The following is a 15,740-nucleotide window of genomic DNA, read 5'->3' as shown; positions in this document are numbered from 1 at the left end:
ATTCTTTATGTCTGAAAAGGAAAAAACGTCCAAAGAACCACAATACGAAGGCCGTGACGAATATTTCATAGATGTCGATAGGTATATCAATGAGGGGATGGCTGGCGGAACTGTCTTTGAACGCGACCGCTACACCAACATCGAAGAGGCCCGCGATCTGAAAAAAGAAGAACCACCTATTGAAAGAAAATAGTTTTTGTTGTTTTGTTAATCACCGCTGTTTCTTTTTGCAAATAGCTGCGCTTATCCAGAAGGCAATGTTGAGCCTCCTCGGCAAGCCTGCGGCGTCTCAACATTGCCGCTACTCCCCCGCTGGAGTCTACGCCATTTGCTCCAATACACAGCTAGAAATTACGAGAACTAAACGGTAATGCGTTAATTTGGTTAGATGAGCTTTACATCGTCCTTTAGGTGAATGAAGGAACATTGTTGATTGTAGTGGAAGGCGCGTATCCTCCCTCGGGAGGAAAGGACATGGAAGACACCGCAGGACGTAGCCCGAGGAGGCTCCAGGACCGCCCGCGGATAGCGAAGCGTCTGAAATGAAGAAGAGCAATTCTAAAAATTAATTGGGTTTCTCAACAGTCGAGCTCTTCCTTGGAAGAGCTTTGTCTTTGTTTGTCCTGCACACTTCGATATAATGGGACATAAGCAATCATTAAGCTTTTAAAGAAGAGGGATAAGACATGTACAACAATTTAGAGAGAATTTATAAGAACGCACTTATTCAAACATCATCCCCCCACAGTTTTTCACGCTACGCCTGGTTTCTTACCCCTGACAATGACTACTACGGAATTGAAAATGAAGCGCTGAGTCCAAGGGATATTCTTTTTCTCGAAACGTTTCTCAAAAGAGTCGAAGAAAGCCAACTTTCCATGACAGGTACGGAAAAGTGGTGGCATGAACTATTGTTTCTCCAACAACAACCTGAAAAAGACCTCTTCAACGCACAAAGATCTCTCCGGTTTATCCATTTTCATTTTTCCGAACCCCTATTAAATAAGGAAGAATGGAAAGAAGCAATGCTTGCGTTTTTTGACAGTGAAATAGAAATTGTATGGGACAGCCTTACAAGCGGAGTCATTATTGACTTAATACCAGAAACTAAAGGGGATGAGTTTGTATCCTTTTCTGATATGGTAGATACGACTGCCACCGATTTTTATACAAATGTTAAGTTGTATATCGGTGCCTATACCAGTTCTCAAGAAGACCTGGCAGCTCTGTTTCAATGGGAAGAACGGTGCTTTGCTCTTTCCATGAAAGGAAGAAAGCAGAGAAGCATCCATACGTTCGAGCACGCCCTCCCCTATATCGTGACAGAACAGTTAGAAATTGGACATCTCCCTCCCATCAAAAGCATGTTTGGAACGATCTTGGAAGATGAGAAGGAACTATTACAAAGCGTGAAGGTCTATATCGAAAATAATATGAATGTCTCGCTCACCGCAAAAAAGCTATTCATGCACCGGAACAGCCTTCAATACCGAATTGATAAATTCATTGAACGAACTGGTATCGATATCAAAAATTTTCAAGGCGCATTGGCAGCCTATTTGGCTATCATTATCATGGAAAATGAGCACAAAAGGTAACGTTGCACAAAGACGTGCCTTTTTTTTGTGCAACTTGTACATTTACGGAATGTAATCGTTTTCGGTACACTGTAAACAGATTAAGAAAACGATTTCATTAGGGGGAAATAGACATGGCTGAATTAAAATTAGATCACATTTATAAGGTATATGAAGGCGACGTAACTGCTGTTAAAGATTTCAACTTACACATTAAAGATAAAGAGTTTATCGTATTCGTAGGTCCATCTGGTTGCGGTAAATCAACTACACTTCGTATGATTGCAGGACTTGAGGAAATATCCAAAGGTGATTTCGAGATTGATGGAAAAAGAATGAATGATGTTGCACCAAAAGATCGCGACATTGCGATGGTATTCCAAAACTATGCATTATATCCACATATGAATGTATATGACAACATGGCATTCGGCTTGAAATTACGTAAATTCCCTAAAGAAGAAATTGATCGTCGTGTTAAGGAAGCTGCTGCAATCCTTGGCTTAGAGCAATACTTAGATCGTAAACCAAAGGCATTATCCGGTGGTCAGCGTCAACGTGTGGCACTTGGCCGTGCAATCGTTCGTGATGCAAAAGTATTCTTGATGGATGAGCCTTTGTCCAACCTTGATGCAAAGCTTCGTGTAGCGATGCGTGCGGAAATCTCCAAGCTTCACCAACGCCTGCAAACGACTACTATCTATGTAACGCATGACCAAACAGAAGCGATGACAATGGCTACACGCCTTGTTGTTATGAAAGATGGAATCATCCAACAGCTTGGTTCTCCAAAAGAAGTTTACGAAAACCCTGAGAATGTATTTGTTGGTGGATTCATCGGTTCTCCAGCAATGAACTTCTTCAATGGTAAACTTGAAGACGGTTCATTCAATATCGGTGAGCAAAAAATTACTGTCCCAGAAGGAAAAATGAAAGTTCTTCGCGATCAAGGATACGTTGGAAAAGAAGTAATCCTTGGAATTCGTCCGGAAGATATCCATGATGAGCCTGTATTTATCGAATCATCCGTAGGAAGCACAATCACAGCCGTGATTGAAGTTTCTGAGCTTCTTGGTGCAGAATCTATGTTATACTCTCAAATTCATGGTCAAGATTTCGTAGCACGTGTTGACTCCCGTACAGATGTGAAGCCTCAACAGCAACTTCAACTTGCGTTGGATATGAACAAATGCCACTTCTTCGATCTTGAAACTGAATCTCGCATTCGTTCTAAATAATTTTACCTTTACAAAAGCAGGCCATAATCGGCCTGTTTTTTTTATGGTTGTTTTCGTAAGCCTTGTTGTTTTTTCGTATATTCTAATCATCCGTTATCTCACTTACTGTCGTGCTCTTTTCCCTGTCGCACTAAGAAAAGAGCCTTATTTAATCTTGAATAGAAATAATCTGCTCGTTTTGGCAAACTGCACAACTGATCAGATGAACACAAACATGATTTTCCAGACTGTTCAAGTCTCCATCCACCAACTTTAAAAGATTTATTTCCATGTAAGCACTATAATCATCCAGATAATCGGTAACCTTCCCTGTATCAATCATCACACTCCCACAAGAGGCGCACAAACCAGTGTAATTTTCAAACCCATTACATAGCGGACAAATCTCCATGACGGTTCCTCCAATTGCATTCTTCTTTGCTTCCTTATAATTTTTGCATCTTACCAGTAAATATCCCATATTCCTCAAATTCAAATTATCCATAAATTACCTAAAATAAAATGAATAATGATTTTATGAATTTCCTATAATACAAGTAACAACTTATCACCCGATGGACCGAGCCTAGAAGGCAGCAGAATCCTCTGCACTCACTGGTGCAATCCCAGTTGGTCCAGCCAAAACTATATTACGAGGAGATGAATCACATCATGGCAAACAGAAACAATTCGTCTAATCAATTAGTAGCACCTGGAGCTCAAGCAGCTATCGACCAAATGAAGTATGAAATCGCGACTGAATTTGGTGTAAATCTTGGTGCAGACACAACTTCTCGCTCTAACGGATCTGTTGGTGGAGAAATCACTAAGCGTCTAGTTCAAATGGCTGAGCAATCCCTAGGCGGAAGATAAGTAACAGTTTTTCAGTAACAACATAATTTCATATGTATGGCTGAAGGCACCTCAATTTTTGGGGTGTCTTTCTTAGTATGTTAAGAACCTATAGCATTTATTATATGGGTTATTTTTCTACTTCCTGGGGTATAGGTATATAGATTTTAATATTTTACATAAATTTGAAGAGGAGGTTTTTTCATGCATTGGTATTTAGAAGGTTTCAGAAATTATTTTAACTTCAGTGGGAGAGCTAGAAGGAAGGAGTATTGGATTTTCACTTTAGGAAATTTCGTAATATTCTGGGTAGTGGCTATTTTACTCATCACCATTTTCCCAAATAATGATACACCTGGTGTAATATTCATATTGGTTTATGGAGTTGTCATGTTTTTACCAACCATCTCCATTACCGTTCGCAGATTGCATGATATCGGAAGAAGCGGTTGGTGGAATTTACTTGGACTTATTCCCCTGATTGGCTGGATTCCCATTTTCGTCTTCGCTTGCATGGAAAGTGAATCTGATAATAAGTATGGACCAAATCCAAGGAAGCTTCCTCCTGTCTATAAGGAAGGAACCATTGCCCGTTAGATTAGGTAATAACACCTAAATCATATAAACTATAATTAAAATGCTCTTTTCTCAAAGATTGTTGCTATTTACTTGTAAAAAGTCGGCAATTGGACTTTTTACTGCTCTCATACTCTAAAAGGTGCAAATAGTTTCTTAAGTACGGCAGGGAAAAGAGCACGACAGTAAGGAAAATAAAGGTTGATGTATACATACGAAAAAGCAACAAAGTTTACGAAAAGAGCCAATTAAAATGCTGAAGGTGGCGATATGCTAGGGTGAATTGCTTTGGGAGAATATAACTCGCTATCTTAAAAAGGAAGCATGTCGGACATTCAACCCCCAGCGTCATTTCTTATCGTTGATTTCAACTGGGAATCAAGAGGCTTTGTTTCAATATGCAAATTTTACTTTCCACAATAAGGTAGCATGGAAGCTTAAACACAAGATAGACGTTGATTTCATGCGAAAATATCAACAAAAAAGCCCCTTCTGATAGAAGGGGCCATTGAAAAAGTTCAGTATTCTAATAATCTGTTAAACACCTCTGTTAACTTTCGTATACGGCTCCGCTTTCCGCGTGGCGACCTTGAGCCTCCATGGACTAGCGTCCTGTGGGGTCTCAAGATTGTCGCTATCCCTCCGCAGGACAAGGAAGGTTGCGACAGCGATACATCGCACGCATAAAATGCTCGCATTTTCAAGGAGTCTTCGTCTATTGCTCCAATCAACAGCTAGAAATCATCAGAAGTGAAGTTATTGGATTTTTCAGTGTCCTCCTGCTAGAATAGAGGGCTTTTATGGTCGTACAATTATACATTACTTTCTATCAAACGCAGAAACTGCTTTGTTCTCACATTTTTAGGATTCTCAAAGATATTTGCAGGTGTCCCCTGCTCTACTATTTTTCCATCATCCATGAAGATCACTTCATCCGCAACTTCTCTCGCAAATTTCATTTCATGGGTGACAACCACCATTGTCATGCCTTCCTGCGCGAGCTCCTTCATTACTCTGAGCACTTCGCCTACTAGTTCCGGATCAAGGGCAGATGTCGGTTCATCAAAGAGCATCACTTTCGGTTCCATGGCAAGCGCCCTTGCAATTCCAACACGCTGTTGCTGGCCACCGGAAAGCTGGAATGGGTAGAAATCAAGCTTGTCCCCAAGCCCCACTTTTTCCAGAAGCCTGCGAGCCCGCTCTTCCACTTTCGCTTTCTCTTCTTTTTTTACTGTAATCGGACCTTCCATCACATTTTGCAAAGCCGTCATATGTGGGAACAGATTGTAGCTCTGGAAGACCATTCCTGTCAAACGCCTGAAATCGGCAATCTTGCCTGCGGAAACCCTGTTGGAAAAATCCAGGGCTTGCTGGTCTATCCCCACTTTACCTGAAGTCGGTGTCTCCAATATATTAAGACAACGAAGGAGGGTTGTTTTCCCTGAACCAGACGGGCCAATGACCACAACTACCTTCCCTTGCTCCACATTCAAGTCAATTCCTTTTAGTACTTTCAAATCTCCAAATTGCTTATATAAGCTCTCTACTGAAATCATCTCTCGAGCTCCTTTATTTATGGCTGTAATTAATCATTTTGCGACATATCTATCTAATCGACGCTCCACTCTTCCTTGCACTAAGGATAAGCAGAAGCAAATAATCCAATAAATCGCACCTGCCTGTGCATATAAAAGAAGGAATTCATAGTTGGTCGCTGCTATTTGTTGGGCTACCCTGAACATCTCTGTTACCAAAATTAACGACGCCAACGATGTATCTTTTACAAGACTGATAAATGAATTGGACAATGGAGGTATAGAAACACGTGAAGCTTGTGGAAGAATAATTCTTCTTAAAGCCTGTGGATAGCTCATCCCCATTGAATATGCTGCTTCCCATTGCCCTTTAGGTGTGGACAGGATTGCAGCGCGAATGATTTCAGATGCATACGCTCCTACATTTAAAGAAAATGCAATGACCGCTGCCGGAAATGAATCTATGGTCACACCGATGGAAGGTAACCCGTAAAAGATAATGAACAATTGCACCAATAAGGGAGTACCTCTAATGATGGAAACATAAACGCTAGCAAGTATCTGTAACGGTTTAATGGGAGAAATGCGTGCCAATGCCGTTAAAATGGCAATCATCAATCCTAAACTGAATGAAAGCAATGTTAACGGAATCGTATAAGACAAAGCTCCCTTCACCAAAGGGAGAAGGGAGTTCTGTGCGATTGACATCCATCTTTCAAGTCGTTCCGGATCAGTAAGGATACTAGTTAAGTACATTTTCACCAAACCATTTCTCTGCAATTTCTTCGTACGTTCCGTCTTCAATGATTTCAGCAAGTGCTTTATTCACAGCTTCTACAAGCTCGTCACTGCCTTTTCGGAACATAAAACCACTTTGCGCTGCGTTGTCAGACTCTGCTACGATTTTAATGGCTGCATTCGGCCGGTTCTTTTGGAAATCAAGTACGGACAATTTATCATTAATCGTGACATCCACACGGTTTGAGTTTATTAATTCAATTGCTTGATTGAATCCTTCGACTCCTTCAATTTCCGCATTGTATTCACGCGCAATATCTGCATAGTTGCTTGTCAGGGATTGCGCCGATTTTTTCCCATCGATATCTTCAAAGCCATTAATTTCGTCATTATCCTCTTTCGTAACAAGTACGGCAGCAGAGGTGATGTAGTGATCGGAGAAATCATATTTCTCTTGGCGATCCTCACGAATACCTACTTGATTTGCAATCATATCAAAGCGCTTAGAGTCAAGGCCTGCAAACATGGCATCCCATTGCGTTTCCATGAACTTTGCTTCTACACCCATTTTCTCTGCAATCGCTTCAGCAATTTCCACGTCAAATCCTGTCAGTTTCCCTGACTTATCATGAAAAGTAAATGGCGGATATGTACCTTCTGTTCCAATTAGAAGCTCGCCTTCCTTTTCTACTTTGCTTAAAAGATTGTCTGTTTCTTCTTTAGGAGCATCTCCTGTTGAACCGTTGTCATTTGATGTACCACAAGCTGCAAGTACCACTGCTGATAGGAAAAGAAGTGCTAAAGCTGATAGTAATTTTTTCTTCATTTTATTTAACCCCCAGTATTCTTATATGAATTATTTAATAGCAACATACTGTATAGTATAAAATGTTGAATCACTTGTCAAAGACTTTGTTTTCCTTTTTACTATTCCCTAATTATTTTTAAAGTAGGCTCTTTTCTAAAAGATTGTTGCTATTCATTAGTAAAAAGTCGGCAATTGGACTTTTTACTGGGTATTTACTCAAGATGTGCAAGTAGCATATTTAGTATTGCAGGAAAAAGAGCACGACAGTAAGGAAAATAACGGTTGGTTTAAAAATACGTAAAAGCAACAATGTTTACGTAAATAGCCTTAAAATAACAAAAGGTCATGGAGATTAATCCCCATGACCTATTTATTATCCTGCCAACCCTTTACTTCCCTGCTGCAGTTCATACATTTGATAGTATTTCCCTTTAATCTCCATCAGATCTTCATGATTGCCCCGCTCTGAAATTTCTCCACGATCCAAGACAAGGATTTGATCCGCATTCTTAATAGTAGAAAGTCTATGTGCAATGATAAAAGTCGTTCTTCCTTTTTTAAGAACTTCCAAAGCCTGTTGAATAATAGCCTCGGTTTCTGTATCAATACTTGCTGTCGCCTCATCCAGAATAAGTATGGCCGGATCGAACGCAAGAGCACGCGCAAAAGAAATTAGCTGTCGTTGTCCAGAAGACAAGGTACTCCCCTTTTCAATGACAGGTTCCTCTAGCCCATTCGGAAGTGCGTTGATGAAATCCATGGCACCTACGTCCTCAAGTGCTTTTTTGACCCGCTCTATAGTAATGGAAGGATCATCCAAGCTTACATTTGAAGCAATGGTTCCACTGAACAGGAACGGATCTTGCAGCACAATACCCATATGCTGTCTGACTGCCTGCTTCGGTAAATCCTGAATATTCTCCCCATCAATGACGATTTTGCCTTTTTCAATATCATAAAAGCGAAATAGGAGGTTCATGATGGAGCTCTTTCCGGATCCTGTATGACCTACAAGTGCGACAGTCTCGCCTTTATGCGCAGTAAAAGAGATGTCTTTAAGAACATGCTCGTTCTCCTTGTAACCAAACCAAACGGAATCAAACGATACATTTCCTTCATATCGAGGGTGTTTCACATCGGAAACCTGAATGCCAGCCTCATCCATCAATTCAAAGACACGTACTGCAGAAACACGCGCTTGTTCCAGGTTTGCCAGCTGGTTCACCATTCCGGTGATGGGCCCGAACATTCTTCCCAAGTAATCCACGAAAGCGTAAAGAACTCCTAGAGAAACCATTGTCCCGATCCCAAGAGATGCACCGCCAAAATACCAAATGACCACGACAAATGAGATATTTCTTAATACCCCTACAAGATTATGGGAGGTCAAGGCATTCAAACTTAACAGCTTATTTTGATAAGAGAAATGCTGCTCATTCCAGCCCTCGAATTCTTCCTTCGCCTTCTTCTGACGACGGAAGGCTTGAATGATGGGCATACCCTGTATCGATTCATTGATATTACCATTGATATCACTTAGAAGTGCACGTATTTTATGGTTGTAAACTGAAGCATATTTTCGGTAGAAAATGAACCAAATGATCAAGATAGGAATCAGTGCCAGGCAGATTGCCGCTAGCTTTACATCAAGTAAAAAGAGCGCAATATAAATTCCTGTAATATAAATCAATCCGGAAAAGAAGGTAGCCAATACGGTTACATACAATTCCTTGATCGTTTCTGTATCATTCGTAATCCTTGACACTACTTTACCTGCTGGAAGGTGATCAAAATACTGGATTGGCAACTTCTGAATCTGACCAAACACATCCTCCCTCATCTTCTGGATGATGCGATTCGCTGAAGTCTGTAAATAATAGCTTTGCCCGTACTGGAAGAAGGATGCCACAACCAGCAGAGCAAAATAAAGACCAACCAAGTAAATGATGTATTTTACATCCGGTTCATAAAAGCTGATTAGTTCACTATTGGAAAGCCTCTGTGCAGGATAGGATTCCTGTTCCCCACCACGACTGATGGTCAGTTCACCGTTTCGTGCCGTCCTCTCCCCATCAAAACGAATATCAGAAGGAAGAAAGTAATATTCTCTTCCCACTTGAAGGATCCTTACAGTATTCTCTGATGTAGGGTCTATCTCAACCCTGTCCTCCCTGACATAGTACTTCCCTTGGAAGAACACTCGGTCTTTGCCGTTCTCTTCCGTCGTAATCCAGGCTTTCTCAATTCCCAGAATATGATTATCGATCATTCGTTTTGCAATGAAGGGGCCAGTCAATTCCGCAGCAACCGCAACCGAGAGCATCAGTAATGCAATGATGATTATTTTCTTTTGTGTTAATGCATATTGAAATAGGCGTTTGCCTGATTTTATTTTTTTCATGTTAAAACTTCGCCTCCTTTTGGCGACTGAACCTGTTGCCGTTCAAACTGTTCCTTGTACCACCCTCCGATGGCCATCAATTGGTCATGCATGCCCGATTCCACGATTTCCCCGTCCTCAAGAACGATAATCCAATCTGCATGCTGGACACCTGATAACCGGTGAGTGGAGATAAGTGTTGTCTTTCCAGCCCGTTCGTTTCTGATATTTTCAATGATGGTAGCTTCCGTTTTAGCATCGACTGCCGATAAGGAATCATCCAGAATGAGTATTTCAGGATTGGCAATAAGAGCACGTGCTATAGATATCCGTTGCTTCTGTCCACCTGACAAGGAGACCCCTTTCTCACCGACCAATGTCTGTAATCCCTCCGGCAGCATCTCCAAATCCTTTTCAAAAGCAGACGACCTGATAGCCTGCGCGATTTCTTCTGTTGTGGCGTTTTCTTTTCCAAAAAGGATGTTCTCTTTGACAGACCTCGAAAAAAGGATATGATCTTGTGGTACATACCCAATCCACCCTTGGATGGTGTGGAGCGGAATTTGTTGTAGATCTACCTCATTGATGCTTATTCTACCAGTTCCAAGTGGATATTCCCTTAAGAGTTGTTTAATCAATGTCGTTTTTCCACTACCAGTTTTCCCGACAATCCCAAGTGTCTGCCCGGCTTTTAAATGGAAGGAGACATTCTTTAAATTTTCTACTGTAGAGGATGGGTATTTGAATGTAACCTGATTAAATTCAATGGTGTTAGGTTGGAAAACATCCATCAACTCAGGGTGATCTGCGACATCCTGTTTGTAGGAAAGTGTCTCATTGACACGATCCAAAGATGCATTACCTCTTTGCATGACATTGATGAGTTCACCAATAGCAAACATCGGCCAGATCAACATCCCAAGGTAAACGTTGAATGCAACAAGTTCCCCAAGTGTTATGGTTTTGTGGAAAACCAAGTATGCACCGTATCCAAGACCAATCAGATAGCTTGCACCAACCAACAGTTTAATAGTCGGCTCAAACAAAGAATCGATGATGGCAACCTTAACATTTTTCTTATAGACATCATCTGTCATCTGATGGAATCTACCCTGATCCGCCCTTTCCTGTACATAAGCACGAATGACACGGACTCCCGCAATGGATTCGAGTACTCTGTCATTCATATCTCCAAAAGCATCCTGCGCTTCTGTAAAACGCTGGTGAATTTTTTTCCCATAGATATTCATGGCAAGTGCCATTAGTGGCAACGGAATGATTGCAGCAAGCGTCAACTTCCAGCTAATCATGAAGCCCATTGTCCCTAAAATGATAAGCATGAAGACACTTGAATCAATCAGTGTCAATACACCGAAGCCCGCTGTCGTAGAAATTGCCTTCAAGTCGTTGGTTGCGCGGGCCATTAAATCCCCTGTCCGGTTCTTTTCATAAAAGGTTGGTGTCATCTTTAACAGATGCCCCATCAATTTTGATCGTAGGGATCTTTCCACCAAAAAAGAACTTCCGAACAGCTGGTACATCCAGGTGTAGGTGATACCGTAAATGACAATGGCCAATAGCATGAGGAACACCACATACTGCATGAGTTTCTCCGGCGTGAACGCCCCAACCTGTATATCATCAATCGCCATCCCGATCATTTTCGGTGGAATGACCTCTAAAATACCTGCAAAAATAAGTAATACAATGGCAATCGTATATCTTTTCCAATGTTCTTTAAAAAACCAACCCAATTTTCCTAGTACTGAAAACATAATTGTAAACTCTCCCTTCTATGCTGAATTCCAGTTTCTTGCTACCCTCCATCTGAAGCCACTTTGTACATCATCAAACGAACATAAACACTTTGCATAGTTAATTCCTCCTGATATTCCGAAAGAGTGATCCTTTCGGTGATTATTCTGGGAAATTATAGAAATAAACCAAAACAAAAAGGTGGCATACCGAACGTTACTCGGTATGCCACCTTTTTTCTCCATAAAAAAAGCACACGTCACGCCCTGTTGGTGACCTGTGTTCCCTACAAAGATATCTGAACAAATTTAAAGAAACAGAAATGAGTTACATGCTAACCTCATATCTTTTAGGACAGGTCACGAGATTTATTAAATTATTGATGCAGCCATTTTTAACATCTTTGCCAATCACAAAATCTGTTGTCATTAACTTCATCATCTTCATAACCTCCCTTTCATTTAAATTTAAAAAGTTTCATATAATTTCCACTTTTTAAACTTACCACCGTAGACAAGCAATTGTCAATCACCAATTTAACCAAAATTAAGATAGTTTAAATATTTCAGTCATGTTACATTTGTTAAATTAAAAGAAGGGGGACAGACCCGCACAGGAGTTTCCCCTTCTACGGCGAAGTCCCACGCAGTTTTGGGCATTTGTGTTCTCCCCTTGCTATTTTTGGATTAAACTGTTATTCTTAAGAAGAATTATTTTTGTTCGGTATGTAAGGATTCAAAGTTAAGATTTAACTTTCGCCTTGATATTTCTAAGAGCAAGAATAGTAATACATTGTGTGGTAAGCACACTAGGAGGTAACAACATGTTACAAGGTACAGTAAAATGGTTTAACGCAGAAAAAGGTTTCGGATTCATCGAGCGCCAAGACGGAGACGACGTATTCGTTCACTTCTCAGCGATCCAAGGCGAAGGTTTCAAATCTTTAGAAGAAGGTCAATCTGTTACATTTGAAATCGTTCAAGGTAACCGTGGCGACCAAGCTGCTAACGTAAACAAAGCATAATTTATAGCACAACATATAAAAGGCTCCCAGTGATGGGAGCCTTTTTGTTTTGACTTTCTTGGATAAATACCTCCAATTCTCCCCCCTTTTCATCTTAACTTGTGGCTAATTTGTTAAAGATGTATTTTACATATTACTTTAATGTGGGCCCTCATATATAATAAAGATGTATTTAAAATATATCTTTAAAGGGGAGGCATTTTAAGATGCTTAGCTCAAAAACAATTGAAATTGTTAAATCAACCGCTCCAGTTCTAGCCGTGAAGGGTGAGGAAATTACCACCCATTTCTATAAAACTTTATTTTCCAATCACCCAGAACTTTTAAATATCTTTAATCATGCTAATCAAAAAAAAGGGCGCCAGCAAACCGCTTTGGCAAACACCGTCTATGCGGCAGCTACCTATATCGATCAACTGGAGGTCCTAATACCTGCCGTAAAGCAGATAGCCCACAAGCATAGAAGTTTGGCCGTTAAACCGGAACATTACCCTATTGTTGGGGAACATTTACTTGAAGCGATAAAGGCCGTACTTGGAGACGCAGCAACAGAGGAAATTATTGAAGCTTGGGGAGAAGCTTATGGAGTGATTGCAGATGTGTTCATATCCGTAGAAAAAGAAATGTATGAGGCAGCAGCACAACAGCATGCAGGTTGGGAAGATTTCAAAGACTTCGAAGTGGTGGAAAAGGTGGAGGAAAGCGAGCTTATTACTTCATTCTACTTGAAGCCATCTGACGGGTCTGCTGTACCATCTTTCACACCTGGACAGTACATCACTATCAGAATCTCCATACCAGGAGAAAAGAATTTATTCAATCGTCAGTACAGTTTATCTGATGCCAGCAACGGGGAGTGCTTCCGAATCTCTGTCAAAAAAGAAAATGGTGATCCTGATGGGGTAGTATCCAATTACCTTCACGACCAGGTGGAACCAGGTCATACTTTGGAAGTGACAGCACCAGCGGGTGATTTTATTCTTGAAACGAAACAAGACTCACCTGTTTACTTAATAAGTGGAGGTGTGGGTATCACACCAATGCTAAGTATGTTGAAGACCATTGCTAAAGAACAACCGGCAAGGCCAACCACTTTCATCCACGCTGCCAGAAATGGTTCTGTACATGCATTTAAAGATGAGGTCAGAGAAGCCATTGAAATGATGGAGAACGGGAAAAATCTATTTGTTTATAAAAATCCATCAGATGAGGACGTAAGATTAGGAACTTTCCATGAACAAGGGTACATTACGGAAAATATGTTAGAAGCATTAAACATAGATAATAATGCACTATATTATGTCTGTGGACCAGTTCCATTCATGAAATTTGTCATCTCCATCCTTGGAAAACTTGGAGTTGCTGAGGAAAATATCAGATACGAGTTTTTTGGACCTTCTATTGATATGAAGAAGGAAGTAGAAATGGCGGTTAAATAATAATGGTCGAGGGCTTGCTGCTTGTTTGCAGCAGGCTCTTTGTTGTTGGCTATTTACTAATACTTTGTTGCTTTTTCGTATTTATAAACAAACCGTTTTTTCCTTGCTGGCGTGCTCTTTTCCTGACTATACAAAAAAGCTTTCATGCATTTTTTAAGGTTTCAATGCTATAAAAAGTCCAATTGCCGACTTTTTACTAGTGAATAGCAACAATTTTTCAGAAAAGAGCCTTAAGAAAAGAGCTTTGTTGTTTGGCTTCGTTTTGGTTGATGTCAAAAAAATACCCCCGCTCTAAATCAAGAGCAGGGGACTACATGCAAACATGTTATAAAGTAAATGGTGATTTTATTATATCACGTATTTTGAAGTTTAGTGATTATTTTTTGACAATGTTGTGAAAACGAGAAAAAGCCTCTGCCGCCGCAAAAGATGACTCAGCTTTTGAAATTGCTGAAATTACTGCAACTCCATCTGCTCCAGATTCCAATACTGCCCCTGCATTTTCTACTGTTATACCGCCTATTCCCACTATGGGAACCGTCATCCCAGCATGACGAATTCGCCTGATAACCTCTGGGCCTTTCACTTCCCTGATGTCCTTTTTGGTGGAAGTGAAGTACATGGGTCCCACTCCGATGTAATCTGCTCCAGACGAAACAGCTTCTGCAGCCTCCTCCACCGTGTGACAGGAAACACCGATAACCATTCCAGGCGTTAGCCGTTCCCTCACCAAAGGAAAAGCGGCATCCTCTTGCCCGATATGCACGCCGTCCGCCTCGACCTCAAGCGCTAGATCGATATCGTCATTCACGATAAACGGAATATCATGCCTCTTACAAATTTCCTTAAGCTCTAGGGCAAGTTCCCTTTTTTCGGCACCCACCTTGGCCCCTTGCCCTTTTTCACGAAACTGAAAAAGAGTAATTCCCCCGTTGATGGCTTCCTGCAGCACATCCCTTGGATCACGACCGTTGCAATCCACACTTCCCATCACAAAATATACGTTTAACCATTCCCTCTTCATACGCCAACACCAGCTTTTCGATATGCCCAATGATTGGTTGGACCATGGCCACTACCTATTCCAAGTTCGTGCTCAATGGCAAGATGAATATAGCGTTTCGCCACTAAGATCGCATCTTCCACTGTGCGACCTTTGGCAAGTCCAGCCGCGATAGCCGCTGCAAACGTACAGCCGGTTCCATGAGTGTGCCTTGTATCAATGCGCATGCTTTTCAGCTCAATAAATTTGTTGCCATCATAAACAAGATCAACTAACTCATCTCCTTCCCCATGTCCACCTTTGATGACAACATGGGAGGCTCCTAGTTTATGAAGCATTCGTGCCGCTTCCTTCCTTCTGTCCATTGAATCCAATGTCATTTCGGTCAGCACTTCCGCTTCGGGAATATTCGGCGTTGTAACAGTCGCAAGTGGGAGGAGTTTTTCGCGAATAGCCCTTATTGCATCCTCTTGTAAAAGCCTTGCACCACCTTTGGCTATCATGACAGGGTCGACCACTACATTTCCCCAGCCTTGCTCTGCAATCTTATTGGCTACCGACTCAATGATGACGCCGCTGAACAGCATTCCAGTCTTTAAAGCTTCCGGACGTAAATCCTCTGCAATGGAATGCAATTGCTCCATTATCATGTCAACGGGGATCGGATAGACGCTTTGGACCCCTAATGTGTTTTGGGCAGTCAAGGCGGTGATGGCCGACATCCCAAACACCTCCAGCTCCTGAAACGTTTTGATATCAGCCTGGATGCCGGCCCCTCCGCCACTATCGGAACCTGCTATCGTTAATACTTTTGCTACCATAGAATTCTCAGTCCC

15 protein-coding genes are annotated in these 15,740 nt (G+C 41.3%); 7 read left to right on the top strand and 8 right to left on the bottom strand.

Features of this window, described 5'->3' with window-relative positions; genetic code table 11:
- Window positions 1–7: 7 nt before the first annotated feature.
- The 3 genes from MKY77_RS06865 (at window position 8) to ugpC (ending at window position 2,815) form a co-directional block, all read left to right on the top strand.
- A complete protein-coding gene (locus MKY77_RS06865; RefSeq protein ID WP_339149503.1) occupies window positions 8–193 on the top strand; it encodes a hypothetical protein in 186 nt (61 codons plus the stop codon).
- 493 nt (window positions 194–686) lie between these two features.
- The gene (locus MKY77_RS06860) at window positions 687–1,598 is read left to right on the top strand and encodes a helix-turn-helix domain-containing protein (RefSeq protein WP_339149502.1); all 912 of its coding nucleotides are present in this window, start codon (window positions 687–689) and stop codon (window positions 1,596–1,598) included.
- Window positions 1,599–1,711: 113 nt separating this feature from the next.
- Window positions 1,712–2,815 (top strand): sn-glycerol-3-phosphate ABC transporter ATP-binding protein UgpC, encoded by a 1,104-nt coding sequence (gene ugpC / locus MKY77_RS06855; protein WP_339149501.1) that lies wholly within the window; start codon window positions 1,712–1,714, stop codon window positions 2,813–2,815.
- 148 nt (window positions 2,816–2,963) lie between these two features.
- On the opposite strand, the gene MKY77_RS06850 is transcribed toward ugpC, so the two are convergent.
- The gene (locus MKY77_RS06850) at window positions 2,964–3,275 is read right to left on the bottom strand and encodes a hypothetical protein (RefSeq protein WP_342515679.1); all 312 of its coding nucleotides are present in this window, start codon (window positions 3,273–3,275) and stop codon (window positions 2,964–2,966) included.
- Between the two features lie 191 nt (window positions 3,276–3,466).
- Between MKY77_RS06850 and MKY77_RS06845 the strand changes: the two genes are divergently transcribed.
- Both MKY77_RS06845 and MKY77_RS06840 read left to right on the top strand, forming a co-directional pair.
- Window positions 3,467–3,667: an alpha/beta-type small acid-soluble spore protein gene (locus MKY77_RS06845; RefSeq protein WP_339149499.1), complete on the top strand. Its 201-nt coding sequence runs from the start codon at window positions 3,467–3,469 to the stop codon at window positions 3,665–3,667.
- Between the two features lie 183 nt (window positions 3,668–3,850).
- A complete protein-coding gene (locus tag MKY77_RS06840) occupies window positions 3,851–4,243 on the top strand; it encodes a DUF805 domain-containing protein (RefSeq protein ID WP_339149498.1) in 393 nt (130 codons plus the stop codon).
- A gap of 791 nt (window positions 4,244–5,034) precedes the next feature.
- Here MKY77_RS06840 and MKY77_RS06835 read toward each other — a convergent pair.
- The 5 genes from MKY77_RS06835 to MKY77_RS06815 form a co-directional block, all read right to left on the bottom strand.
- Entirely contained in the window at window positions 5,035–5,778 is a 744-nt protein-coding gene (locus MKY77_RS06835) for an amino acid ABC transporter ATP-binding protein (protein ID WP_339149497.1), read from the bottom strand.
- Between the two features lie 33 nt (window positions 5,779–5,811).
- Window positions 5,812–6,513: an amino acid ABC transporter permease gene (locus tag MKY77_RS06830; protein ID WP_339149496.1), complete on the bottom strand. Its 702-nt coding sequence runs from the start codon at window positions 6,511–6,513 to the stop codon at window positions 5,812–5,814.
- Window positions 6,500–7,321 carry an amino acid ABC transporter substrate-binding protein gene (locus MKY77_RS06825; RefSeq protein WP_339149495.1) on the bottom strand — a complete coding sequence of 274 codons (822 nt, stop codon included), beginning with the start codon at window positions 7,319–7,321 and terminating at the stop codon, window positions 6,500–6,502. Before MKY77_RS06825 ends, MKY77_RS06830 begins: the two co-directional genes overlap by 14 nt.
- A gap of 355 nt (window positions 7,322–7,676) precedes the next feature.
- Window positions 7,677–9,695 carry an ABC transporter ATP-binding protein gene (locus MKY77_RS06820; RefSeq protein WP_339149978.1) on the bottom strand — a complete coding sequence of 673 codons (2,019 nt, stop codon included), beginning with the start codon at window positions 9,693–9,695 and terminating at the stop codon, window positions 7,677–7,679.
- 5 nt (window positions 9,696–9,700) lie between these two features.
- A complete protein-coding gene (locus MKY77_RS06815) occupies window positions 9,701–11,458 on the bottom strand; it encodes an ABC transporter transmembrane domain-containing protein (protein ID WP_339149494.1) in 1,758 nt (585 codons plus the stop codon).
- 803 nt (window positions 11,459–12,261) lie between these two features.
- On the opposite strand from MKY77_RS06815, the gene MKY77_RS06810 reads away from it, so the two are divergent.
- Both MKY77_RS06810 and hmpA read left to right on the top strand, forming a co-directional pair.
- A complete protein-coding gene (locus tag MKY77_RS06810) occupies window positions 12,262–12,462 on the top strand; it encodes a cold shock domain-containing protein (protein ID WP_010198513.1) in 201 nt (66 codons plus the stop codon).
- 206 nt (window positions 12,463–12,668) lie between these two features.
- Window positions 12,669–13,901: an NO-inducible flavohemoprotein gene (hmpA, locus tag MKY77_RS06805; RefSeq protein WP_339149493.1), complete on the top strand. Its 1,233-nt coding sequence runs from the start codon at window positions 12,669–12,671 to the stop codon at window positions 13,899–13,901.
- A 376-nt stretch (window positions 13,902–14,277) separates the two neighbouring features.
- Here the strand turns inward: hmpA and thiE are convergent, their stop codons facing one another.
- Complete coding sequence (thiE, locus tag MKY77_RS06800; RefSeq protein WP_339149492.1) at window positions 14,278–14,925, bottom strand: thiamine phosphate synthase; 648 nt, start codon at window positions 14,923–14,925, stop codon at window positions 14,278–14,280.
- Complete coding sequence (thiD, locus tag MKY77_RS06795; RefSeq protein WP_339149491.1) at window positions 14,922–15,725, bottom strand: bifunctional hydroxymethylpyrimidine kinase/phosphomethylpyrimidine kinase; 804 nt, start codon at window positions 15,723–15,725, stop codon at window positions 14,922–14,924. Before thiD ends, thiE begins: the two co-directional genes overlap by 4 nt.
- Window positions 15,726–15,740: the final 15 nt, after the last annotated feature.

The organism is Sutcliffiella sp. FSL R7-0096 (assembly GCF_038595065.1).
GTDB lineage: Bacteria > Bacillota > Bacilli > Bacillales > Bacillaceae_I > Sutcliffiella_A.
The sequence above is the reverse complement of the archived record's forward strand: the minus strand, read 5'-3'. Positions and strand labels throughout refer to the sequence as shown.